Origin of the sequence: Lentilactobacillus hilgardii DSM 20176 = ATCC 8290, from assembly GCF_000159315.1 — a bacterium.
In the GTDB taxonomy this organism is placed as follows: Bacteria; Bacillota; Bacilli; order Lactobacillales; family Lactobacillaceae; genus Lentilactobacillus; species Lentilactobacillus hilgardii.
The window spans coordinates 1-621 of the sequence record NZ_GG670022.1; the positions used below are offsets into that span (position 1 = coordinate 1).

Sequence of the window (621 nt, forward strand, 5' to 3'; positions counted from 1 at the left end):
CCGACAATTCTCTAGCCAACTAAAAGATCGTTCGACTACCCAACGTTGGGGCATGACTTCGAATCGATGCAACTCATTGCGCTTCGCAACCTGCACGGTTGCGTTTAAATTACTGGCTACATCGAGCTGAAAATTAACGCCTGAATAACCACCATCAACTAAGACATTTTGAACCTGGCGTAAATGCATGGCATGTAAAGCGATCATTGCACTGGCCCCGTCTCGATCAGAGACGTTCGCTCGCGTCATGTGAATGGCCTGCGGAAAGCCATTGATATCAACTGCCAGATGGCGCTTAATCCCCGAGATTTTCTTACCAGCGTCGTAACCTTTGTTTTCAGCAGTAGCGGTGTTTTTGACGCTCTGAGCGTCAACGATAATAAAGGAAGTTAAAGCTGAACGTCCTTGGTAAGTTCGCCGAGCAATGACAATTTTTTTAAAACTTGTTCCAATAAAGAATCAGCCGTAGGCTCAGCTTTAGTTGACCAAATTTTGTAATAGTTGTAAACTGACCGCCATTCTGGGAAATCACCGGGGACTTGACGCCATTGGCAACCGGTTTTCAAGACATATAGGACCGCACAGAAGACCTCGTAGAGGTCATATTTTCGAGGCTTAGTT

The 621-nt window shown here is 45.7% G+C and carries 1 pseudogene; it reads right to left on the minus strand.

Annotation, left to right across the window (positions count from 1 at the left end):
- A pseudogene (locus tag HMPREF0519_RS14520) lies at window positions 1-621 on the minus strand (IS5 family transposase); the annotation flags it as partial.